Source organism: uncultured Marivirga sp. (genome assembly GCF_963974845.1).
Lineage (GTDB): Bacteria > Bacteroidota > Bacteroidia > Cytophagales > Cyclobacteriaceae > Marivirga > Marivirga harenae.
The window spans coordinates 218360-242988 of record NZ_CAXBEQ010000005.1 but is presented as its reverse complement, the minus strand read 5'-3'; the positions used below and the strand labels follow the sequence as shown (position 1 = coordinate 242988).

Here is a 24629-nt window from a genome sequence, read left to right as displayed (position 1 = left end):
ACAATAAATCGAAAATCTTGTTTCGGCCCGTTGTCAGAATATCAAATGAACAAGTTCAATCTTAAGAAGTTATTTAGCCTATGCTTTGAAGCGCCAAAATCAAATATTCTAATTGCGGTTTGTATTTTATCCACTTTTTAAGTTCAATTTTCATAAAATAGTATTAATGGATCTTTTCGAAAAATGTAACGCTTTTGTTAAACCACAAATCTTAAAGAAACAAGGAGTTTACCCATATTTTAGACCTATTTCCGGTAGTGAAGGTCCAATCGTAACCATGGAAGGTAAATCTGTAATCATGGCTGGGTCTAATAACTATTTAGATTTAACCAATCATCCTGATGTAAAAAATGCAGCTATAGAAGCTGTAGAGCAATATGGTACTAGCTGTTCAGGCTCTCGATTTCTAACTGGAACAATTGATCTACATAATGAATTGGAAAAGGAAATTGCAGATTTTATGGGCAAGGAAAGTGCAATGTTATTTACTACTGGCTTTCAAACTAGTCAAGGAGTTATTGCGCCTTTGGTTGAGAAGGGAGATTATATAATTTCAGACAAAGATAATCATGCTAGTATTGTTGCGGGAAATATGTTAGCAGCAAGCAAAAATGTTACAATTGTAAGATATAAGCATAACAACATCGAAGACTTAGAAAAAAGGCTCTCAAACATATCTAAAAATGTTGGTAAATTAATAGTGACCGATGGTGTATTTAGCACTGATGGAGGAATAGCATATTTAGATAAAATCACAGCAATAGCAAAAGAGTATAATGCAAAAGTACTGGTAGATGATGCTCATTCCTTTGGGGTAATTGGTTCTGGCGGTAGAGGTACAGGACATTATTTTGGAGTTCAAGATAAGGTGGATTTGGTGATGTGCACATTTAGTAAGTCATTGGCCTCTGTGGGTGGATTTGTGGCAGGAGACGAAACTGTAATTAACTATCTAAAGCATAAAAGTCCAGCCCTAATTTATAGCGCTTCTCCAACGCCAGCTTCGGTGGCTGCAGCAATTGCAGCTTTGAAGGTATTACAACAGAATCCTGATCTACCTGCAAAGGTATGCTCAAATGCAGATAAAGTAAGGAAAGGGTTAAGAGATTTAGGCTTTACTATCTTAGATGGGAAAACCGCAATTGTTCCAGTAATTGTTGGCGATGATGAGAAAACGTTTAAAGTATGGAAAATGCTGTATGATGAAGGGGTTTTTGTAAATGCTTTTGTAGCTCCAACTACTCCTCCGGGAATGCAAATGCTAAGAACTAGTTATATGGCATCTCATACAGAAGAACATCTCGAATACATAGTAGATACGTTTAAAAAGGTAGGGATCAAAGCAGGATTAATTTAATCACCGCTAATATTCATTAAGTGAACGCTTACTAATGCGGCTGTTTCGGTTCTCAATCGGCTTTTTCCTAAACTGACTTTCTTGAAGCCTTTGTCAATTGCCATTTTAACTTCTTCCGGAGTAAAGTCCCCCTCGGGCCCAATTAAAACTAAGGTGTCTTGAAATGTGTCTAACTCATTTTTTAGATGTGCTTCATTTTCAAAGTCAACATAGGCAATGAATTTCTTCACAGCCCTGGTATTCTCAAGAATGAAATTGTAAGACTTTAATTCATTCAAGATTGGTTTTTTAGCTTTTAGTGACTGTTTCATTGCGCTAATCACTTTCTTTTCAAGTCGGTCAATTTTTATAATCTTCCTTTCAGAATGAAAGCTTTGAAAAAAGCTTATTTCATCAATGCCTAGTTCTGTTGCTTTTTCCACTAACCACTCCATTCTATCTATATTTTTCGTTGGTGCAATGGCCAAATGCCTATGAAAGGAGTTAGGTTCTTCCTGTGTGGTTTCTAGTACTTCAAATTCACACTGTTTATGATTTGCATTAGTGATTTTTGCTTTGTAGAAAACGCCTTTACCATCAATAAGATTTATTTCATCACCATTTTGCATCCTTAAAACCTTGATGCAATGTTTAGATTCCTCATGGTCCAATGTTTTTATTTTCGGCAGCTGAGATTGATAGAATAAATGCATTCAGCAAATCTAAGAAAAATTGATTTATTTAGATTATTTAATAAACTAGAGATGATAGATTTTTTAATTAGATACATTCCTTTAATTTTGTCGCTGCTTAAATATGGATTTTAAAATTTAGTGGTACTTAAGTATTTTACTTAATTCGTATTAGAGGGAAATTTCAGTACTTTCTTTAGTAGTAGCTTAGGAGGCTCTATTTAAAATATTCTATGGATTATATAAGAGGCCTTATTGGATTATTGGTTTTAGTTGGTTTTGCCTGGCTTTTCTCAGTAAATAAAAAGAAGATTGATTGGAGACTGGTTGGTACTGGATTATTACTACAAATTATTTTTGGTCTTCTTATTACACAAGTTGAGTTCGTTGCACTGATTTTCAAAAAGGTTTCCGAGGCCTTCGTAGTGTTTTTAAGCTTTTCTGGTGATGGTGCTCGTTTTCTCTTTGGTGATTTAGCTGGAGACTCATTCGGATTCATATTTGCCTTTCAAGTACTTCCTACCGTGATTTTCTTCTCCACTGTTACTGCAGGATTGTACTATCTAGGGGTTTTACAAAAACTGGTTTATGGCATTGCTTGGGTAATGTCCCGCACCATGCGCTTATCAGGGGCCGAAAGTTTATCTGCAGCGGGTAACATCTTCTTGGGTCAGACGGAAGCACCTCTACTGGTCAGGCCTTTTGTTCCCAATATGACACGTTCCGAATTGATGTGTTTAATGACAGGAGGTATGGCCACTATTGCAGGTGGGGTACTGGCCGGATATGTAGCATTTTTAGGAGGTGATGATCCAGTTGAGAAAGCAAGATTTGCTTCATATTTGTTGAGTGCCTCGATAATGAATGCTCCAGCAGCCATAGTGATTTCAAAAATATTAATACCTGAAACCAATCCTGATGAAATTGATGATACCTTACACGTAAGCCAAGATAAATTAGGTGTGAATTTAATTGATGCTTTGTCGAACGGGGCAGCTGAGGGTTTAAAATTGGCTTTAAATATTGGGGGAATGTTATTGGCTTTTATTGCTGTTATTGCCGCTATCAATTATTTCTTAGGAAATTTAATAGGAGAATGGACGGGTTTAAATGCTTTTGTAGCTAGTTCAACTAATGGAACCTTTGATAGTTTTAGTTTAGAATATATTTTAGGACAAGCATTCCGACTCTTTGCTTTTGCTATGGGCGTAGAATGGAATGATACTCTGGCTGTTGGTAGTTTGTTGGGACAGAAAACAGCGATTAACGAATTTGTGGCTTATTTGGGATTAGCAGAAATGAAAACAGCGAATGTATTAAGTGAAAAATCGATCATAATAGCAACTTATGCCCTCTGTGGGTTCTCCAATTTTAGTTCCATTGCTATTCAAGTTGGAGGAATTGGGGGTATGGCACCTAACCAACAGGGGAATCTTTCCAAATTGGGAATGAGAGCGCTACTCGCTGCAACTTTAGCTTGTATGATGACTGCTACCATAGCAGGATCTTTGATTGAGTAAACTTCAATTACTGCAACTCCTACAGTAAAAAGTCTTTTACAAGTTGTATTAACACTACTAGGAAGTTTGTAGTGATTTGCAGGCAGTGTCATATAGGAAAAGATAAGATTTTCCTGATTATTTCATAAATTGATTGCTAAAAAAAAGGATTTATGAAAAAGCTATCGTCTATTGCATTGTTTACTATTCTTTCTTCTGCTTTGTGGGCTCAAAATATAGAAGGTAAATGGCAAGGTTTACTCAAGCTCCAAGGAATAGAGTTAACTATTGTATTCAATATTATGGGGCAAGAAGACACTTTAGCAGCCACCATGGATAGCCCCGATCAAGGAGCTTTCGGCTTGGCAGTTCAAAAAATTTCTTTTCAGGATAATCAATTGGAAATGAAAATGAGTATGCCTTCCATTCAATATCAGGGGATTCTCAATTCAAAGGGAGAAATTGAAGGTACTTTTAAACAAGCTGGAGCGGAGTTATCACTAGTACTAACGCAAAATGAAATTCGAAAATCCATTAAAAAGAAGCCACAGGATCCTATTGAACCATTTCCTTACAGGAGCCAAGAAATAATTTTTGAAAACAGTGTTGCGGATATTAAGTTAGCCGGAACCTTCACAATGCCTTCCGAAGGAGATATTTTTCCTGCAGTGGTTTTAATAAGTGGGAGTGGTCCACAAGACAGAAATGAAGCTTTATTAGGTCATAAACCGTTTTTAGTATTATCTGATCATTTAACGAGGCAAGGAATTGCTGTATTACGATTTGATGATAGGGGTACAGCTGAATCAGAAGGGGATTTTAGTGCCGCTACTTCTGCAGATTTTAAGACCGATGTGGCTGCAGCAGTTGACTATTTAAAGTCTCAAATGCAAATACGGAGCATCGGATTAATTGGTCACAGCGAAGGTGGTATTATCGCCCCAATGTTGGCGGCAGAGTCTGAGGATGTAGATTTTATTGTTTTGATGGCAGGCACAGGAATTAGGGGCGATGAACTGCTTGTAAGACAGAGTGAATTGATTGGTAGAGCAGCTGGAATGAAGGAGGTAGAATTAAAGAAAGCAAGAGATTTTAATAGAGGTGCTTATGCAGCAGTAGTAAACAATAGCAATGATGAAACAGTCAAACAGGATCTTCGAAAATACCTGGAGGAGTCAGTGGCTAAGAATCCTGAGTTAGCAACAGCAAATGGATTGACAGAACAAATATTTGTAGATCAGATTTTGGCCCAGCTGACAAGCCCTTGGATGATGTATTTCTTAAAGTATGATCCTGCAGAAGCTTTAAAAAAGGTAGATTGTCCCGTATTGGCGGTAATTGGAGAGAAAGATTTGCAAGTGCCAGCAAAAGTGAATTTGGAGGCTATTGAAAAGGCACTAAAAGCTGGAGGGAATTCTCAATATACTGTAAAGAAGCTCGAAAAATTGAATCATCTTTTCCAAGAAGCTGAAACCGGAGCTCCTAGTGAATATGCTAATATAGAACAAACTATTGCTCCCGAAGCTTTAGAATTGATTAGTGATTGGATTTTACAGCAAGTGAAATAGCTTTCTAGAGAAATTCTCAACCTTTTGACTCCTGTCCGTTTTCAATGTCTAGTTGAAGAGAAAAATAGACAGACGAAATGAAAGCATTACAGATTACTGGCTATGGTGAAATAGCAAAAAACGTTGAATTTAGAGAAATAGATAAGCCAAAGGTTAATGATCACCAGGTTTTAATTGAGATACATGCTGCGAGCATTAATCCCATAGATCATAAAATCATTGAAGGAGCAATGAAAAATATTAGTAAACTGTCCTTTCCTGCTCCTATAGGGTTTGATGTTGCTGGTAAAATTATAGATAAAGGGGAGAAAGTAATGGACTTCAATTTTGGAGATGAAGTTTTTGCAAGAGTACCTACGGCTGCTCCAGGGACGTTTGCGGAAATGATTGCCGTAGACCATCAGGCCGTTTGTCAAAAGCCATCAAATTTCTCCTATATAGAGGCAGCTAGTATTCCTTTGGTTGGTTTAACAACAGTACAATCATTTGAAAAAGCAAAGCTGAAAGAGGGAGAAAAGGTACTGATTCATGCTGGTTCAGGTGGAGTAGGTACTTTCGCCATACAATATGCTAAAGCCAGAGGAGCTTATGTGTACACTACCACTAGCACAAAAAATGTTGATTGGGTCAAAGATTTAGGTGCCGATAGAGTGATTGATTATAAAAAGGAAAATTACCTTGAGATCGCTAAAGATGTAGATATTGTATATGATACCTTAGGCGGGGAGTATACAAAAGACGCATTCAAAATTCTCAAGACTGGTGGGAGAGTAGTTAGTATTGCTGGAGATCCAGATGATGAAACTGCCAAAAATTTGGGTTTAAACGGATTGATTCGTTTTGCTCTAAAGCTTAAACGCTATAAAATTGACAAGCTGGCAAAAGAGAAAAAGGCCATTTATAAATTTATCATGATGCATGCGGATGGCGCTCAATTAAACGATATTAAAGAGTTGATCGAAAGTAATTACATTTCAGCTGTAATTGATAAAGAATACTCCTTTTTGAAAGTAGTAACGGCCCTACGAGATGTTCAAAGAGGGCACACAAAAGGAAAGGTCGTAGTGAATATGAAATAGATTAAATTCCCGCTAATGAGCCGGGAATTTTTAATTTCTATCATGAAGAAGTTTTTAAAATAAAGACATTAGGATCGGGACATACTTTTTTGAATTCTTCAAGTTCGGAAGGCGCACAAACACCTGGAAAGTCTCCAGATTTATCTGCCATATCTCTTATCAATTGAAAATGCAAATGTGGTGGCCAATCTCCATTTTCAGGATAAGGACCTAGTTCACTAAATTTTTGTCCTTTTTTGATTTCATCACCTTTCTTTAAGTTTTTCAGGCTCTTCATACTTAGGTGTCCATAAAGCGTATAGAAATGTTTACCGTTTAATTCATGCTGGAGGATAATGGTGGGTCCATAGTCTCCAAAGTTATTATTGTCGGCAAAGCTATGAATTATTGAGTCCAAAGGTGCATATAGGTGATGAAATGCCTCTGCCCAAACGTCTATACCCAAATGCATGCATCTAGACTCTCCTTGTTGGAAATGAGTGCTTCTTTGGTAGATCATACGGTTTTCCAAATAGCCACCGTATCCGTACCTTTTCTCCTTTTTCTCTAAAAATCCAAAAACATATTTATTAAAAGCTGGGGTGGACTGAAGATCAAGCTCAAGTAAATCAGTATTCTGATTGGAGAAATCTAATAAAGTACTGTTGCTGGACTTTAACCATTCGCCCATTACTGGAAATAGTATATTTTGGTCTATTTGCATTTATTGTGGAATTTGCGTTTAGCGACAAACTTAACAAATGATTTACATTCAAAAACTTTAGTCCTATAGAATTTGATTTTTCGTAAAAAAAAACTGCCATGAGAAGGTATTCCCACGGCAGTAAATTTAACTTAACTGAAAAAAACTATCTTATACTTTCGATAAATTAGGTTTTGGGGCTCCCGCCATAATCTCATCATTGGCAAAATCTTCAAACTTCTTGAAATTCCCGTTGAATTCATTTGCTAGTTTGTTGGCCATTTCATAATAGCCTTTATCATTTTTCCACGTTTCTCTAGGGCTTAATACCTCTGAAGGAACGTCAGGACATGTAGCAGGAATAGCACATCCAAAGATGGAGTGGTTTCTATACCCCACCTCATCTAAGCCGCCATTTAAAGCAGCAGTGATCATAGCCCGAGTATACTTCAGTTTCATTCTCGAACCCACACCATATGGACCACCGGACCAACCCGTATTGATCATCCAAACGGTAACTTTCTGCTCATCCATTTTCTTACCCAGCATTTCAGCATATTGAGTAGGATGCAACGGAAGAAAAGGCGCTCCAAAACAAGCACTGAAAACGGTTTGCGGTTCTGTAACACCCGCCTCAGTACCCGCTACTTTTGCGGTATAACCAGAAATAAAGTGGTACATAGCCTGGCCCTTAGAAAGCTTAGATATTGGAGGTAAAACTCCGTAGGCATCACAAGTTAAGAAGAATATATTTTTAGGAATTCCTCCGATTGACGGAGAAACGGAGTTATCAATATGATGAATAGGATAAGCCGTTCTGGTATTCTGAGTCACTTCTGTATTCTCATAATCTACAGTTCTCGTTCCTGGAAAAAATCGAGTATTTTCTACAATTGCCCCAAATTTGATGGCTCTGTAGATTTGTGGTTCTTTTTCTTCTGTTAAATCAATAGTCTTGGCATAACATCCACCTTCAAAATTGAAAACTCCATTCTCGGTCCATCCATGCTCATCATCGCCAATTAAGCCTCTGTTCTCATCTGCAGATAAAGTGGTTTTTCCAGTACCTGATAATCCGAAGAAAATGGCAGTGTCACCATCTGCTTTCTCGCTCATATTTGCTGAACAATGCATCGAAAGCACTTTGTGGTCAGTCGGAAGCGTATAATTTAGAACAGAGAAAATTCCCTTTTTCATTTCTCCGGCATAGCCAGTTCCACCAATTAGAATTATATTCTTGCTAAAATTAATGATAGCAAAGTTTTTCTGGCGGGTTCCGTCTATTTCTGGATCAGCTTCAAACTCGGGGGCATTAATAATAGTGAAGGTTGGTTCGAATGATTCCAGTTTATATTTTTCAGGCCTTAGGAACATATTGTAGCAAAAAAGGTTGTGCCAGGCTTGGGTATTTACCACTCGTAAATTTAATCTATACGTCTTATCAGCACCAGCATATGCATCTCTTACATAGACTTTCTTATTCTCAAGGAATTTGAGCATTTTATCATGAAGTGCATCAAATTTATCAGGATCAAATGGAATGTTAATATCTCCCCACCACACAGTATCTTTCGTTCTGTCATCTTTTACGATGAACTTGTCTTTTGGCGAACGACCAGTAAATTTTCCGGTATCACACATCAAAGCACCCGTATCTGTCAATACACCTTCTTTATTGGTTAGGGCGTGCTCAGTTAATTCGGCAGGGCTTAGGTTCCAATAGGCCTCTGCTACATTCTTTAAACCCAGTGCTTCTAAACCGGATTTAGCGGATTTCAATCCAAATTCCTTCATTCTTGTATGTTTTTGCTAGGTATAACATGGTTAGGTTCGCAAAGTTAAAGAATTTACTTTGCTTAAAAAGTAATTTTTAAATCATTTACAAATGTTTAGATAGTGTATAAAATACACTTTCTATCGAAAATAAGGCCGATTTTCATATTCTATTTGTTTTAATGGAAAGCCCGTATTAGATTTAGCATTTCGATTTTTAAGATAAAGTAAACTTATAGATAATATGAATTCCGAAAAAACTTTTTTTGGCCATCCGAGAGGTTTAGCAACTTTGTTCTTTACTGAATTTTGGGAACGCTTTAGTTATTATGGAATGCGTGCCTTATTGGTCCTTTTTATGGTAGCATCTATCGAGACTGGGGGGCTAGGTTTAGATGATAAATCCGCAACCGCAATCTACGGCTTATATACCATGTTTGTTTACTTATTGGCTTTGCCTGGTGGCTGGTTAGCTGACCGTTTTTTCGGCCTGCAAAAGGCAGTCTGGTATGGAGGAATTATAATAGCTTGTGGGCATTTTGCAATGGCTATTCCTACAACTGAGTTCTTTTTTATTGGTTTGATTTTAATTGTGATAGGCACAGGCCTATTAAAACCAAATATTAGTAGTATTGTCGGAGGACTGTACAAAGACGATGAACCGGCCAGAAGAGATGCCGGTTTTTCTGTTTTTTATATGGGTATAAATCTAGGTGCTTTCATTGCTCCTTTGATTACTGGTTATTTAGGCGAAAGTGTGAATTGGCATTATGGCTTTGCAGCAGCAGGTTTTGGTATGCTGTTGGGTGTTATTCAATATAGAGCTTCTTCCAAATACCTTGGTAATATTGGACTTAAACCTGAGGGTTTTGATCCTGCAAATGAAAAACAAATTTCTTTTAGGAAAAAGGTTAAATTGGGAATATTTGCATTTTTAGCAGGGCTTGTTGTTCTAGTTTTACTAACAACTCTAGGTTATATAGATGTAGATGTTGTAAGTGTCGCGAATGTTGCTTCTTATGTAGTTGCAGCTACCTTAATACTATTTTTTGTAGCAATTTTCTTATTCGCTGGATTGAATAAAGATGAAAAGAAGAAGATAGGTGCTATTGCAATATTATTAGTGTTTTCTGCTATTTTTTGGTCAGGATTTGAACAGGCAGGATCTTCATTAAACTTATTTGCTTCTCGCTATACTGATAGAATGATAGGGGATTGGCTAATGCCAGCTAGTGCGTTACAAAGTGCTAATCCAATGTTTATTATTATTCTATCACCGGTTTTTGGATGGCTTTGGATTCAGCTCGCTAAAAGGAATTTAAATCCTAGCATTCCACTTAAATTTGCCTTCGGACTAATTTTCTTAGGTCTTGGATTTGCCGTAATGATTGGTGCTGCACTTCTTGTAGTTTCGTCTGATACAGTTTTACCAACTTGGTTGCTAATAACCTATTTATTGCATACAACTGGTGAACTTTTCTTAAGTCCAGTTGGCTTAAGTGCTGTTACCAAATTAGCTCCTAAAAGATTAGTGGGTCAAATGATGGGAGCATGGTTTATGTCTGTTGCTTTTGGGAACCTAATTGCCGGACTGGTAGCCGGTGAATTTGATGAGAAAGCAATTGAAGCCAATCCTTCGCTATTACCAGATATTTTTCAATTTATAACAATATTCATTATCGGAGCTGGTGTACTGGCACTGATTGTAACCCCTTTAATTAGGAAACTTACCGGGAACGTGCATTAATTAATTCTCGGCTAATCATATAATTATTATATTTATTCAAAAAATAATTGTAATTTGACAAAAGATAATTTTTAAGTCGTTATTTCCCATTTGGAGAAAATGTTGGATACTTTAAGCAAATTTAAAAATCTAAAACAAAGCGAAGAGTTAGTGCTAGCTTACCATGGTATAATTACAGAAAGCCTAACTAATAATCTTTTGACCTTGGCCGAAAATAAACTGGCTATGGTAGAGTATAATTCGCGAGTTAAAAAGAAGGTTTTTAATATTTTAGTGGAAGTACTTCAGAACATTTACCATAATCAATATGAGCTTAAAAATTCAGAAGAACCCTTTCAGAAAATAATGATTATGGTAGTGAAAAATCCCACCGCCTACGAGATTATTTCTGGTAATTACATCAATCAAAGTAATATCATGCAGCTTGAAAAGCGTATTAAGGAAATAAATCAATTGTCAAATGATGAACTCAGAGCTAAGTACAGAATTAAATTAGACGAAGGCGTATTTTCTGAAACAGGAAGGGCCGGCTTAGGGATAATGGATATGGTAAGAAAATCAGGTCAGCCATTGGATTATGGTTTTAAGATCATTAATGAAGATTATGCCTATTTTAGTTTGCAAGTGAATATAAATCATTAAGAAAAAACAATATGGATGCTTATTACTTAGAGGCGACACCGAAGACGCCTAAACTTGATTTTAATCCGGATGCAGAGACGTTTTTAATATCCGGTAGGTCAATTCCAGAGAATTCTATCGAGTTTTATAAGCCATTGCTCGATTGGTTGGATAAATATGTTCAAAATCCGCTCGAATCTACTATTTTTGAAATCAAATTAGAATACTTTAATACAAGTTCTTCAAAGTGTTTAGTGGAAATATTCCGTAAGCTGGAGAAAATCAAGGAAGATGGGAAATCCATTACCATTGATTGGTACTACGAAGAAGAAGATGAAGATATGGAAGAGTCTGGTGAGGACTTTAAACAGATTATTAAAGTACCATTTAAAATGGTAGAGATTAAATAATAATTTATGGCTAAAAATGTTACCCAATCAGATGTCTTTCAAGCAGAAATTGACTTTTTAAACGAAGTCAGAGCTTTGGCAGAGGACGATAATATTCCTACTGAGAAGGTAAAAGAAAACTATAAGTTATTATGTGATAAATATGATAGATTGATCGGAGAGGCTAAATTACTGACCTCAGTGAGTGATCGTTTGCACGCCAAGCTTAATGAAGCGAACGAAAAGCTAAAAAAGCAATCTGATGAAATCAATAAAATAAATGATGACTTAAAAGTCAATAATCAACTACTGCAAGATACAATTGATCAGTTGGTTAAAGCCAAAGTAGGTAGAAAGGCATCCTCTATCGTACTTTTAATAGCCATATTATTGTTTGTACTTTCGGAAGGTTTTCTAGAGCCATTCGTAGAAGAAAGAGTGGGTAATGAGCAAATTGGGTTTATTTTCAAATTAGGTATTGCTGTATTGCTAAAACCAATTGATGTTTTGGTGGAAAGATATATGATGAGACGGGCATTGAAACAAAGAAACAATGCTTAAAAGGTAGGACACGGGATAAATTCCTTCTTTCTTTTCTTCTTCAATCTAGCTTCAAAGTCAAAAATTATCGAAATTTCATGTGCACCACCTGATGCCCCGCCAAATTCGGAAATTGTAAAATCATAGCTGTAGCCTGCCTGAAAATCTGGGAATATTAAACCAAACTTAAAAACAAGTGCATCTCTATCATACAAGCCTTCATTTGGGTCAGTTCTTTTAAAAGGAACCCCTCTGTACCAAAGACCAGCTGATACTGGATCGTAATGCCAGTTAAAACCAACATCCAGTTGATCGTTAATTCCTTGCCTTTTATAAACAAAAGAGGGAGCTATGCTTGAAATATGATCTAATTTTTTAGGTCCTCGATACAATGGAATTCTAACACCACCATGGATACTTATTTTCATATTCAGTGGATTTGAATCACCTATTAAGGACATTTCGGGTTGTGTTAAATGGTGTAATGCAAAACCTCCCCACAACATTTGGCTGTATAGTAGCATTCCACCAGAGAAGTCAAAGAATTGAATGTTTTGAATATTGGCCAATTCATTATCAAAAGATACTCCTCTATTATCTAATAGCTGATCTCCCAACGTAAGGCCATTTTGATTCAAGCCCGTAAAATTATAGGCGAACTGCAAACCAGTACTTAAAACTAATTTCTTTCCAATGGCTACACGGTAAGAATATAAAAAGCTAGCATTGGTATTGCCTAAATTTCCAGATCCGGCAACATCGCGGGTGAACATGAGTCCAAATCCACTACTAAGGTAATCTAGGTTGTAATCATAAGCTAATGCATTAGTCACATAAGCACGTGGCAGACTTGGCCACTGTATTCTGGAATTGAGCGTGAAGCGGTGCATTTTACCTAAGCCTGTAAATGCCGGGTTAAGGTACAACGGTGACTCATGGTACTGTGAAAATTGAAAGTCCTGAGATTTGCTTTCGAATCCTAGCAGCGACAATACGGATATTGCACAGACAATAAGTGGTTTATTTAAACTTTTTATTTGATTTATATTCATTCATACCCTAATTCAAACCTGCAATATATAAACTAAATGTACTACTCAAAATTATTACCTAATGAGCGTGATATCCCCAACTTTCGTTTCCCTTCGTCCATTTTCATAGACCAGCTCTAATCGGTAAACATACACTCCTTGTGGCATTAAAACGCCATTATAATAGCCATCCCATCCTTCATCTTTACTAGTAGATTCAAATAACAATTCTCCCCATCTGTTATAGATTTTCATATTAAACTGCGATACCCCCTCAACCCTAGGAAGAAAGAAGTCATTTTGTAATGGATTTGTACTGGCTGAGCCTGGCCCCGCTCTACTTGGTGTAAATGCATTGGGAACATCTGATTCACCGCCCAATATTACTTGGACTTGAGACTTTAAACTGATAGAATCAGTGCAACCAGTTTCAGAATTAATAGCGATCAAAGTTATATCATAAAGGCCACTATCTGGGTAAGCGTGAATTGGCTCAAACTCAAATGACTCATTACCATCTCCAAATTTCCAAATATATTCATCCGCCCCTTGGCTTAAGTTCACAAATCGTACTTCCTCCCCAGTAAACACGGAACGATATTCATCTGGAATTGTAAATGACGCTTGAGGAGTCGCAAAAACTTCTATGAATTCCTCTTTAATCATTTGCGTCCGTTGGCCTGTGATGTTTGAAGCAGATAAGGTTACGGTATAAATTCCCGGATTACGATAGACATGTGTAGGATTCTCTACGGCAGAAACCCGTTGTCCATCTCCAAATTCCCACTGATAGGTGGAAGGATCTGCAAATTGGGTTAAGTTCTCAAATTCTACAACTAATGGTAAGCAACCTTCCCTTGGGTTTGCATCAAAATCTACTATGGGTGGAATTGCACCAATAGTCACTATACTTTGATAAGTATCTGTACATTGTCCATTCGTTGCTGTCATTTTTATTACAAATTCCCCATATATTCCATAATCGTGTGGTGCAGGGTCAACTTCATTGGAAATAGTACCGTCTCCAAAATCCCATTCATATTCCCACTCATTTTTATTAGTGGTATTGTTGGTGATATTAACCGTGCTCTCTGGTAATATCATATCCTCAGGTGTGGCTTCAAAACTTGCTTCCAGCTCTGGAAAGACTTCTTTTAACACGCTACCGCTCACAGTACCACTGCAGTTATCAGGCGAGTTACTGTCCACTACAGAAACCAGTGTATATGTGGTCGTAACAGTAGGAGAAACAGGTTCAAAATGTCTGTTAAATGAAGTAGTAAATGTGAAGTTTTGGCTACCATTGGAATAGGTAATAGTCCAAGGACCAGCTCCTGTTTGGTCAAAAATTAATTCTGTTTCCTCACCATAACAGGTCACATCGTCACCAGAAATTTCTGAGGTAGGTAAGTTATTTACATTTATACTTACAGGACCACCTAAACTAGTGCCAAAACATCCTCTATTGTCCGTTAATTCTATTACTCTATAAACTGTTGATGCTTCGGGGGTTTGGCTAATAGATTCACCATCTTGAAGGCTGTTGTATTCTACGGTATCTTGATTAGCCGTTATGACTACATCAAATGGTCCATCTCCGGTGAAATTAAAGGTTAAAGGGCTGTTATCTCCTAAGCATATAGTACTATTACCCGAAATTTCTACTTGAGGTCTGTCAAAAGCGGTGATAGTGGCAGATCCACTCACATCACCAGAGCAATTAGGAGTGTTGGAGTCGATCACATCAACTAAAGTGTAATTTTTCGTACCAGGTGCTGCACTAATGGTAACAGTTTCCGTGTGAGTATCCGTATTGCTGTCGAAACCTGCTTCTGGTGTGACATTGGCTAAAGTAAAAATATTGTTACCATCCGTATATCGGACATTCCAAGGAGGTGTTCCTGTTAAATTAATTTCTAAATCCGTAGGTGTATTCACACAAACATTATTCTGACTTCCCGAGATTGATGCGGTAGGCTTCGAATTCACTTCAATAGTAGCGCTGCCCGAAACATCTCCAGAACAAACAGGAGTGTTTCCATCTGTAACGCTCACCAAGCTATAAGTAGTAGAATCGGTTGGGCTGACGGGTTCTAAAGTAACCGGATTATTACTGTTGAAGGTGAAGTTTGAGTTGCCATCAGTGTACACCACTTCCCATGGCCCAATTCCTGTTAAATTAAAGAATAAGTTCGCATTATTGCCCTCGCAAATGGTTGTGGAGCCTGATAAGGTCGCAGTTGGCTTTACATTCACTGATACAAAAGCTGAACCAGATATACTGGAAGGATTGCAATTAGGATATTGTCTATCTTCAACGCTTAATAAAAAATAGTTGGTAGAATTGGTCGGGCTTACGTACTCAATATGGCCGTTGGCAACGTTAAATAAAGTGTCATTGCTCACTCCATTGTTATAAACCACATCAAAATTTTGAGTGCCTGGACCACTTAAATTAAAAATCAAGCTTGTAGAATCTCCCGGACAGATTACATTTGAGCCATTTAAACTTAAGCTGCCACTAGGACCTGTCAAAATGCTTACAGGATGGAGTGAGGGGTTTCCAAAACAACCGTTACTGTCTATTTCAATAACTTGTACATTACCTGAGAAAGTACTGAAATTAACATTTATGGAGTCACCAGTAGGAGTAGAGTTAATAATAAATGCACCTGGTGGCAGGGACCATTGATAATTTGCATCATCAGATGGATTAACTTTAAAGGCAATTTGTTGCGCAAAAGCACAAATTTCATCTGGTCCAGTGATTGTTGGACTATTAAATTCAGGAAAGACAGTTAAAGAATCAATTGCGGCAGTATCATAACAAATAGTCCCATTAGAAATATCGGAGAAAACATTATAGCGAATTTCAAAAATTTGTACACTGTCACTAGTATTTGAAAAGACTTCTGAAACCGCACCGTTATTGGATGGACTATTGGTAAAAGGTACCCAAGTGCTGGTCCCCGCCACTCTTTTTTCATATTGGTGATTGCCACTGATGCCTGCTTGAATCGAGGAGCTAGTGAAATTGACCGGAAGGGGAGAGCAACCCTGTTCTTTGTCCTTGAAAAAACCCGCCTGCACCCTAGGATTTAAATTAACTGGCTTACTGACACTAGCAATACAACCGTATTCAGTTTCAATTGATAAGGTGACCGTATAGGTATCTGATCCAAAGAAGCTTGCTCGATTACTAAATGTATGATTGACAATAGTGTCCTCTTCAGTTACAAGTGTTTGTCCATCGCCCCAACTCCATAACAGTTCATAATCAGCAATATTAATATTATTGGTAACTACTTCAAAATCAAAATTATAGTCTTCTTCGCATGCTGGATTTGTAGAAATAACATCAAAATCTATATCTGGTTCTTGAAAAACTCTGATCGTTTGACTTGATTCAGCAGTACATCCAGCCACTGTTTCAGCAATTAAAATCACCTCATAGTCGATATAGGGCGATCCAGCAGGAACGGTCAAATTAGACAAAGTTAAACTGTTGAGTCCCGCAGGGTTACTTGGCCCTTTAATAACTGTTCCAGAGTAACCAGCTACCAAAGTGCCATTTGGTCGTCTTACTTCATAAGATAAATCAAAATCACTGCCAGATGGGACACTACTTGTTTCGTTTATAATGCTAAAGGAAAAGGGTGCACAACCTTCATCTATATTGGTATCGAAATCAACAGTTGGGCTTTCATTTATGCTAAGTGAAATAGGAGGGTCAGAAGCTACATCACAAGTACTTGGTAAAAGGGCATTTAATCTAATCTCGTAATTTGCTGATTCTGAAAAAGTATATTCGAAAATATCTGCAGGATCAGATTCCCGAAATTCCTCATTTCCAGCTAAAGTACTTCCATTAATGATCGTTGAATCATTGATGTCTAGATTTTTAATAATCAATTGCCATTCGGTGCCGGCAGGAACGGGATCAGTGGTATTATTTACAAAACCATAGGGTGCAGGCGTGCAGAGTTCATTTCCAACGGTATCAAGAATTACATTAATATCATCTTTTGGGAGAATTGTATCATTAAAGGGATCAGACAAATCGCCAACGCAATTAAATGGGTTTGTAGTCTGCAATCTAACCTCAACATTTACGTTGGGATCTCCCACATCAGGTCTATTGTAACTTACCCAGAAGTTAACTCCATCATTTTGTGTAGAAAGAGTGTCGGCCGTAGGCTGGACTTGCCAATCGTAGGTTAAAAGACCTGGTTGTATAGCTTCGAAATAATAAGTTACAGAGTCGCAGGTTACAACGGTATCGGCAGGTGTGAAATCTGAACTAGGTCGTGGCAGTACGCGGACAGTTCTTTGCGAATTATTAACACAAACACCGTCAACAAAAGGTTGTAATACCACTGTATAATTGATGGCAGCAATACTTGGGAAATCATTATTAAATTCAAATGAAAATTGATCGTAGTTTGCTTCACCAAATTCCAGCGTGTCACCTCCTAATAGAGTAGAACCATCAAAAACTTCCCATACCAAAGAGTCTCCGGGATCTAATAAATTATCAGTTGGATTATCAATTTGAAAGTAAAATTCATAGGGAGAACAATACTCAATAATTGGATCGTATTCGTTTGTAAATGTAGGTTCGTCAAATACCTCAAATCCAGATGCACTACCAGGAAGAACAGTAACCGTTATAGGGGCACTTATGATACTACACCCATTATCACCATTGGCCACCAATTCGATTGTGTAAATTTCATTTGATCCTGTATTATTAAAGAAAATATTTGGTGAAACGGATTCATTTACATCACCTGGGGCTCCTATTTCACGAAATATTGTAGTGCCTAAACTATCTATTTGCAACTCATAATCGACAGGGGCAACGGAAGGGTCATTTAGAGATTCATCTGTCGTATTAATGAACGTTAAAAGAGTTCCAGGGCAAATGGGATCGCCTGAATAAGGATCACCCGCTAAATTGCCTTCATAATCATTGGTATAAGAAGCCTCGAGATCAGAAAGTGGATTGTGTTTTACTTCAACTACGTATTCTACAGTATCAGTACAACCATTGGTGGTTTCTACTACTAAAGCCACGTCATAAAATCCTGGTTGCGATTCAGTAGGTTCAGCTCCATCTGTACCATCTAAAAATCTTTGAAAAGGATTATTATTATTAACGTCTCTTTCATTATTAAAACCTGCTACCACATCGTAACTAAAATCCCACACCCATCTGACAACTTCATCTCCATTCACTTGAGGATTTATACCGTTATTAGCGTCTGAAATATTGAAAAATTGAGTTCTATTACTTGGGTCACCATCACCGGCACATACATCATCAGTTTCGAAATCTGCTTCAGGGGTGTCGTAAATGAAGATATTTACAGTGTCAGAAGCTTCACAACTTGTTGTTCCATCCCTAATTTCTAAAACGACTTTAAAATGGCCAGGTGTAGGAAATGTAAATGGCATTAATCCAACTGGATTATCTGCTGCAGCTGTTTGAGCACCGTAGACACCCCCTCCAAATATTATCATGTCATTATTATCAAAAACTGTCCATCTAGATTCGGTTGAAGCATTTCTATCTGGAGTTTCATCTGTAAATGCAAAATCAATAGGGAGCTCAACTTCACATAAATTAATTGCACTAATAGTTATATCAGTGCCGCCACCACTTAAGTCGTCTGTGCCAATTGTTGGAGTAGGAGTTTCAATTATTTCAATCAGTTTATCCTCAAAAACAGTACAATTGCCTGTTAAATCTGTATCTGAATTTTGGATATACATTCTAATCAATTTATCACCGGAGGTTGAAAAAGCATTTTGTAAATCACCTACTTCATCACTTAACCATGTGAATTGATCGTTAGTTCTATCAAAAATGAGGGGGTCAGTAGCATTTGGCCCATCAAATATCTCCCAGCTATATACAAAATCTGGTGTTTGGTTAGTTGAAGAACCTCTTAATCTAATATCTTCACCGGGGCAAAAAGTTATTTTTTGATTAAGTCCAGGTCCATCAGTTGATATTGTAAAGTCCAGTCCTTGTGGAGGTTCAACAATTTCGATTATCGCATATCTTTCTATTACAGGTATTGGACCACCCAGCGGATTACATGGGCCCCAGTTTTCAAGTTTTATTTCAAATACTTGTCCTACAGTTGCAGTGGCAGGTACTGTCAGGTCAAGTGTAGTGGAAACAGCATCGCCTGGACCTACTATAGCAGGATACTCTTCGATCGTATTAACATCACTTCCAGGGACATCTGCCTGAGGAGGGATATAGTCTTGGTCTCCTATATTAGAACCATCTAGAGTTACTCCATTGCTAAGAAGTACATCATTAATTCGACCAAATGGTGCTGCACCATCGGTTGTATTGTATGTCCACCTAACATTTCTTAAATCTTCATTTGGATTGTCAGTATCGGCAGGATTAACACAGTTAAAAGTGGTATTATCATCAAAATTTACTGTTACTTGATCTCCTGCACATACCTGTATTAATATAGGATCAATATTTACATTCCCAGGAATATCTTCGTCTGTATCCCAGTAATTAACCTTATTGATAATAGTTGATGCAGCACAAACGTTGCCATCAATCACTAATCTCGCTGTTATGTCGTAAAAACAAACATTTTCGTTTGTGGGATAAATTTTTCGCGCAACTGTAGTACCTGCATAAGTTTGGGATCCGACAGTAAATGTAGCACCATTTCCGTCACTTAATTCCCAAGTTGTTCCAAAATTATTTGTATTGTATGTATTATCAGTACCATCACCCCAGTCAACAATAACATCCACATCAGCTCCTACTGGTATAGAAGCATCAAAAGAAATATACCAGTCAACAGTTACTGGTGCACAAAATGTCCCTAGTCCGGCAGCGCCTTCTACTCGTATTTGTTGTCCATTCCCTGCTCCAAATGACGCATCTGCGCAAGTAAATTGGGCTTTAAGCACATTGGAAGTACATACAAAAATTACACCCATTAAAACAGTGTAGAAACATTTTATATAATTACCCGAATTAATCATTATACAAACATACTATTTATAGTTGGTGCGCAAAAAACATTATTTCATCGAACAATACATATAATACATCGAAATATAAATATACAAAATTATATACTATAATGGAAAAATTATAAATAATACCCTTTTAAAGGGGGTTGTAAAAATTTTTTACAATCGTATTGGTCTTTAACCTTACAACAAACTTACACTTTATAGATTGAAGATAAGTGAATTATATTTTAAAATATAATTTTATGTATAAAAAAATTGATTATTTAATGTTTTTGATCTCCTTGGATTTTTTTGTGAATCTTGGCACTGTTTTTAATTCTTCCAGTTCATAAAATATTATATTTGCCAAATGAAGAGATTTTTGTTTTTGTTTCCTTTGAGTTTTATGCTGCTCTCTTGTTTACCTGATGAACCCACTTTCGATGCATTCAGAAGGGTAGAGGTGCAAAGATTACTCTCCAATCAGGAAACTAAGAGATGGATGTTGGATGAGAGATTGTTATTCTCTGAAGAAGTAGCGTTTGATTCTTGTGAAGTTCCTCGACAGGTCATATTTAATTTTACCTCGGCTACCAGCGATAAGGATTCCCTTTTTTATATTAATCCTGCTGATACTTGCGGCAATTCAACCGATACACTAAGAGGATTTTGGTTTGTACCGTCTACTCAAACTGCACAAACTGCAATTGATACGGTGGTTTTTGTATGGAGAGGAACGGATACTGCCTATTTCCAAATTGAAGATATAGATCCAAATCGTTTTTCCATCAGCACTTTCTTTGAAGCGGATAGCCTGTTCGAAAGATTTACTCATTTTCCTTTTCCTCCTGTGGTAGAGGATGAAGATGAGGATGATGAAGAAGATGAAGAGGAAAGCAATCAATGATCATTATTTCAATTATACTGCATTTGAAAAGGAAAAGTCGCACCTTCTTTGCATCCATCGACTATTGATTGCCTATATCCCTGGAAGCCCGTTCAATAGAACTACTTGGAGTTTAGGATTTGCTATTTTATTGTATATGATGTTATTAATGACTAGTTGATAATTCTAAAGTAGATTCATTTCAATTATTTTCATATACACAGGAAAGCCCAGGGTTATATTAAATGGAAATGTTATCGCTAAAGCCATAGGTAAATATAAACTAGGGTTTGCCTTTGGCGCAGCGATTTTCATGGCAGCAGGAACTGCAATGTAAGATGCACTTGCTGACAAAATACTTAATAAAAACCGGTCACCCACTTCAGAAGTGATCAATCCACTAAGAATACTTACTACTACTCCATTAAATAATGGCATTAGAATTGAAAATGCGAAAATGAATTTTCCATGTTGAAAAAGATTCCCTAATTTTTTACCACTAGATATACCCATATCTAACAGAAATATTGCTAAAAAACCTTTGAAGATATCTGTGGTGAATGGTTCTATCCCTTTTGCTTGACTATCACTTGCAATCCAGCCTATAACGAGACTCCCAAGGATTAGCAGTACACTTCCATTGGTAAAGGCATGAGATACTACCGATCGATCAAGCAATTTTTCAGATTTTTCTTCCTTATACATATTCAGCAATAATACACCCACCATGATCGCTGGGGCTTCTAACATGGCCATTATAGCAACCATATGTCCACCAAAGCTGATCTTTTGCAGCTCGAGAAAGCTTACTGCTGTTATAAAAGTAACTGCACTAATGGAACCGTACGAAGCTGCTATAGCACCTGCATTTTGTGAGCCTAGTTTTCCTTTCAGTATGAAAAATGAATAGATTGGAATTAATACAGAGGTAGCCAGAGCGAAGAGCACCGTCCAAAATACCGACCAACCCAATTCAGCATGTGCTAATTCATGTCCACCTTTAAAACCAATGGAAAATAATAAATACAGAGATATAAATTTTGATGAGCTCTCTGGTATTTGTAAATCACTTTTTAGCATCACTGCAATAATCCCAAAAAGAAAAAAAAGAAGGGCAGGATTGCTTAAATTTTCAACTAACAGTCCAAAATTCATTGGTTTTATTTATTTATTGGATTGATATTGATAGTACTCTCAATTCGTAAGTCGAGCTGCTCATGCATGGCTTCCTCTATTATTAACTTAATTTCCTTTTCAAGTAGCTTCAATTCCTTAAGTCGTTGCTCTGATTTCTCAAGATTTCCGGAGCCAGTTTCTTTAATATGCGCAATCTCCATATTATGAAAGTCCATTTTGTTTTTGAGTAGGCCTAATAATATTTTTGTTGCTTCGCCAGTATTAAAGATTCCTGATATAAGTTTTAAATTTTCCGCCTTGATCATATGGTGCAAAACTATAAAACTATTCGCTTGTATTATTATTTGTTTTTCTAATGGATAGGATAAAATATTTATATGAATTCCGTAGTGAAGTATTTCAGATATATTTCATTCTGCTCGTGATGCTTAAATTTAGAGGCCTTGAAGACTAGGATGTAATTAGATTTCGGAGAATTGATGTTAAAGAAAGCTGTTGAATCTTTTTTAATACCTGTTGATCATTTTCAATTCCCACTGGTAACCACCTTTCAGCTGTTATACCTAGAAATTTCAGATCTAAATCAAGCAATTCATCACTTTTAATTTTCAGTTCTTGTAGGTAATTAGCAAATTCATCATCAGGTCTAAGAAGTTCCTCGCAATGCAGCTGCAATGCTCTAATTATAGCGTTTCTTTTTTCAAAAGGGCTTGATTCTTGGTCCAGCTCCTCACTTTTTAAAATGATATTTCCGATACTTAAATCTTCACTGACTATAAACTCATCATCATCAAAATTCCATTTCACTGAGCGTTTATTTTTAACCAAGGGTTTTAAGTCTCTGGGATTAAGGGGAGCCGCTAAAAATATTTTTCCCATTCCACTTCTGGCATCCATATTAGCTACAGTCAACCAGCTTTCATCAGCTAATTCATCTTTATGCCCTATAGCCGCTATACTGCCATTTGACAATTGAAACTGAGCATTATTGCCTCTTTTTGCGGAAGCAATTCTGTCAGGGTAGGCCATGGCAAGTAAGTATCCGATTGCATAAGGATCAATTTCGCTATTGTCCTCATCAATATTGAAAAGTGATCGGTAGGAGGAAGCGATTTTTTCTATCTTTTTAAAATTTCTTCCCAATCTTTTTTCATTTCTTAGTGTTCTAAGGGTGTCAATTCTTTCGCTTATATCAGCACCTGCCTTTTTATACAGCGGGTCTTTTTCTTCTAGTAAGGCTGCAATATCAACAGCCAGAGATAAATTTTCGGTAGATTTCACTAGCATATGTGCCAACCTTGGATGGCATGGGAGTTGGTGCATTTGTTTACCAACTTCAGTTATATGCTTCTCAGCGTCTATAGCCTCCAATTGATTCAATAAGTTTTCAGCATATATCAGCTTATCCAAAGGGGGAGGAGTCAGCCAAAAAAGTTTTTTACTTTCATGAATGTTTCGAGCAGCCAAATCCAATTTTAAGTTGGCTAAATCAGCATAAAGGATTTCAGCCAATCTGTGGCTGGGTTTTAAATTTTGTTCTGTTTGAGTCCACATTCTATAGCATTTTCCAGCAGCTACTCTTCCTGCCCTCCCAGCTCGTTGTGTTGCTTCATCTTGCGAGATATTTTGAGTTATTAAGCTATTTAAGGCCGAATTGGGGTCAAAAATTGAATTTCTTTTTAGTCCTGTGTCAATTACAATTTTTATACCTTCAATTGTCAAACTTGTTTCTGCGATGGAGGTGGCTAAAACGACTTTACGTTTTCCTTTTGGGTGGGGCTGAATGGCGGACCACTGCTTTGGCCATGGAAGCTGGCCGTAAAGTGGACAGATTTCTGCTTTTATTTTAGCTTTTCTTAGCAAATCTTGTATTCCTAAAATCTCGCCCTGACCCGGAAGGAAAACCAAAATATCTCCTTCATCTTCTATTAAGGATCTTTTAATTTGTTCTGCGGTTAATTCTGCGATCAATCTTTGATCTAAATTTCCAGCATAGACGATATCGACAGGATATTGCCTACCTTCGCTAACCACCACTTTTGCCTTAAGTTCTTTGGCCAATAATTTTTGATTCAAGGTAGCAGACATGATTAATAGCTTTATATCAGGCCTTGAATTTTGTTGAGTGAAGCGGGCTAAAGCTAAAGCAACATCTGCATGTATACTTCTTTCATGAAATTCATCAAAAATGATTATGGCTACATCTGTGAGATGAGGGTCACTGTCCATCATTTTGTTGAGGATACCTTCAGTTACAACCTCTATTTTGGTAGATTTGGTCACTCTGGTCTCAAAGCGGATTCTGTAACCAACGGTGGTGCATATTTCTTCTCCTAAAAGCTGGGACATCCTTTGTGCTATGGATTTTGCTGCTAATCTTCTTGGCTCCAGCATGATAATTTTTTGATCCACTTTCAGCATATCCAGTAACGCTAATGGGATGATGGTGCTTTTTCCAGCACCAGCTTCTGCATTTAATATGAGGTTTTGCTCCTCTTTCATTCTTTGCAGTAGTGTTGGAAGAATTTTGATTATCGGTAAATCTATTTTAGAAAAGTCAAATTTTGGCATGTAGCAAAGATAATTGACTAGATCTATATTATCATGATTATGCTATAAGCAATTCACTCAGGAGTATATTTCTATT

18 protein-coding genes are annotated in these 24629 nt (G+C 37.0%); 10 read left to right on the top strand and 8 right to left on the bottom strand.

What is annotated here, in order from left to right; translation table 11 throughout:
- The first annotated feature begins 166 nt into the window (after positions 1 to 166).
- Positions 167 to 1357, top strand: a complete 1191-nt coding sequence (locus AAC601_RS12925; protein WP_303269416.1) for a pyridoxal phosphate-dependent aminotransferase family protein — start codon at positions 167 to 169, stop codon at positions 1355 to 1357.
- Here AAC601_RS12925 and AAC601_RS12920 read toward each other — a convergent pair.
- Positions 1354 to 2049, bottom strand: coding sequence for a 16S rRNA (uracil(1498)-N(3))-methyltransferase (locus AAC601_RS12920; RefSeq protein WP_340153499.1), 696 nt, complete (start codon positions 2047 to 2049; stop codon positions 1354 to 1356). The two genes, AAC601_RS12925 and AAC601_RS12920, sit on opposite strands and share 4 nt — an antisense overlap.
- Before the next feature lie 212 nt (positions 2050 to 2261).
- On the opposite strand from AAC601_RS12920, the gene AAC601_RS12915 reads away from it, so the two are divergent.
- From AAC601_RS12915 to AAC601_RS12905, 3 genes are all read left to right on the top strand, one after another.
- A complete protein-coding gene (locus tag AAC601_RS12915; protein WP_340153498.1) occupies positions 2262 to 3548 on the top strand; it encodes a nucleoside transporter C-terminal domain-containing protein in 1287 nt (428 codons plus the stop codon).
- Positions 3549 to 3700: 152 nt separating this feature from the next.
- Positions 3701 to 5095 carry an alpha/beta hydrolase gene (locus AAC601_RS12910; RefSeq protein ID WP_340153497.1) on the top strand — a complete coding sequence of 465 codons (1395 nt, stop codon included), beginning with the start codon at positions 3701 to 3703 and terminating at the stop codon, positions 5093 to 5095.
- A 77-nt stretch (positions 5096 to 5172) separates the two neighbouring features.
- Positions 5173 to 6174 carry an NADP-dependent oxidoreductase gene (locus AAC601_RS12905; protein ID WP_303269412.1) on the top strand — a complete coding sequence of 334 codons (1002 nt, stop codon included), beginning with the start codon at positions 5173 to 5175 and terminating at the stop codon, positions 6172 to 6174.
- Between the two features lie 40 nt (positions 6175 to 6214).
- On the opposite strand, the gene AAC601_RS12900 is transcribed toward AAC601_RS12905, so the two are convergent.
- Positions 6215 to 6877, bottom strand: a complete 663-nt coding sequence (locus tag AAC601_RS12900; protein ID WP_340153496.1) for a peptidoglycan DD-metalloendopeptidase family protein — start codon at positions 6875 to 6877, stop codon at positions 6215 to 6217.
- 150 nt (positions 6878 to 7027) lie between these two features.
- A complete protein-coding gene (pckA, locus tag AAC601_RS12895; protein ID WP_303269410.1) occupies positions 7028 to 8650 on the bottom strand; it encodes a phosphoenolpyruvate carboxykinase (ATP) in 1623 nt (540 codons plus the stop codon).
- A 223-nt stretch (positions 8651 to 8873) separates the two neighbouring features.
- Between pckA and AAC601_RS12890 the strand changes: the two genes are divergently transcribed.
- From AAC601_RS12890 to AAC601_RS12875, 4 genes are all read left to right on the top strand, one after another.
- Complete coding sequence (locus tag AAC601_RS12890) at positions 8874 to 10376, top strand: peptide MFS transporter (protein WP_303269409.1); 1503 nt, start codon at positions 8874 to 8876, stop codon at positions 10374 to 10376.
- A 99-nt stretch (positions 10377 to 10475) separates the two neighbouring features.
- Positions 10476 to 11018: a SiaB family protein kinase gene (locus AAC601_RS12885; RefSeq protein WP_340153495.1), complete on the top strand. Its 543-nt coding sequence runs from the start codon at positions 10476 to 10478 to the stop codon at positions 11016 to 11018.
- Positions 11019 to 11029: 11 nt separating this feature from the next.
- Positions 11030 to 11407, top strand: a complete 378-nt coding sequence (locus AAC601_RS12880) for a DUF1987 domain-containing protein (RefSeq protein WP_340153494.1) — start codon at positions 11030 to 11032, stop codon at positions 11405 to 11407.
- Between the two features lie 6 nt (positions 11408 to 11413).
- Positions 11414 to 11947, top strand: coding sequence for a hypothetical protein (locus AAC601_RS12875; protein WP_303269405.1), 534 nt, complete (start codon positions 11414 to 11416; stop codon positions 11945 to 11947).
- Here the strand turns inward: AAC601_RS12875 and AAC601_RS12870 are convergent.
- Positions 11944 to 12978 carry a PorP/SprF family type IX secretion system membrane protein gene (locus tag AAC601_RS12870; protein WP_340153493.1) on the bottom strand — a complete coding sequence of 345 codons (1035 nt, stop codon included), beginning with the start codon at positions 12976 to 12978 and terminating at the stop codon, positions 11944 to 11946. The genes AAC601_RS12875 and AAC601_RS12870 overlap by 4 nt on opposite strands.
- Before the next feature lie 54 nt (positions 12979 to 13032).
- Entirely contained in the window at positions 13033 to 19941 is a 6909-nt protein-coding gene (locus tag AAC601_RS12865; RefSeq protein ID WP_340153492.1) for a PKD domain-containing protein, read from the bottom strand.
- A gap of 388 nt (positions 19942 to 20329) precedes the next feature.
- Here AAC601_RS12865 and AAC601_RS12860 point away from each other — a divergent pair, with 388 nt between their 5' ends.
- Positions 20330 to 20866: a hypothetical protein gene (locus AAC601_RS12860; protein ID WP_340153491.1), complete on the top strand. Its 537-nt coding sequence runs from the start codon at positions 20330 to 20332 to the stop codon at positions 20864 to 20866.
- Entirely contained in the window at positions 20844 to 21026 is a 183-nt protein-coding gene (locus tag AAC601_RS12855; RefSeq protein ID WP_340153490.1) for a hypothetical protein, read from the top strand. The genes AAC601_RS12860 and AAC601_RS12855 overlap by 23 nt, the downstream gene beginning before the upstream one ends.
- Positions 21027 to 21031: 5 nt before the next feature.
- Here AAC601_RS12855 and AAC601_RS12850 read toward each other — a convergent pair whose 3' ends face one another.
- The 3 genes from AAC601_RS12850 to hrpB all read right to left on the bottom strand — a co-directional run bounded on the left by AAC601_RS12850 (position 21032) and on the right by hrpB (position 24553).
- Positions 21032 to 22000, bottom strand: coding sequence for a sodium-dependent bicarbonate transport family permease (locus tag AAC601_RS12850; RefSeq protein WP_303269399.1), 969 nt, complete (start codon positions 21998 to 22000; stop codon positions 21032 to 21034).
- Positions 22001 to 22005: 5 nt separating this feature from the next.
- Entirely contained in the window at positions 22006 to 22287 is a 282-nt protein-coding gene (locus AAC601_RS12845) for a hypothetical protein (protein ID WP_340153489.1), read from the bottom strand.
- A gap of 145 nt (positions 22288 to 22432) precedes the next feature.
- Positions 22433 to 24553: an ATP-dependent helicase HrpB gene (gene hrpB, locus AAC601_RS12840; protein WP_340153488.1), complete on the bottom strand. Its 2121-nt coding sequence runs from the start codon at positions 24551 to 24553 to the stop codon at positions 22433 to 22435.
- Positions 24554 to 24629: the final 76 nt, after the last annotated feature.